This window comes from Escherichia sp. HH26CH (assembly GCF_009820205.1).
Classification (GTDB): Bacteria; Pseudomonadota; Gammaproteobacteria; order Enterobacterales; family Enterobacteriaceae; genus Escherichia; species Escherichia coli_F.
In genome coordinates, this window is sequence record NZ_VNXM01000056.1 from 1 (window position 1) to 217 (window position 217).

The 217-nt window shown below is 54.4% G+C and carries 1 other RNA gene; it reads left to right on the forward strand.

From position 1 onward, the window contains the following. Positions 1-121: 121 nt before the first annotated feature. Positions 122-217, forward strand: a non-coding RNA gene (locus tag FQ015_RS18330) — RtT sRNA; the annotation flags it as partial.

Genomic DNA, 217 nt, shown 5'->3' on the forward strand with positions numbered 1-217 from the left:
CCGAGCGGCCAAAGGGAGCAGACTGTAAATCTGCCGTCATCGACTTCGAAGGTTCGAATCCTTCCCCCACCACCATCACTTTCAAAAACCCCTGTATTCTCCAACGAATCCGTAACTGAATATTCTACCCATACAGGGAGGGATGAGAAGCTTCGACTAAGGTTCGACTCGAGCGCCAGCGAGAGAGCGTTGCCGCAGGCAACGACCCGTAGGGCGA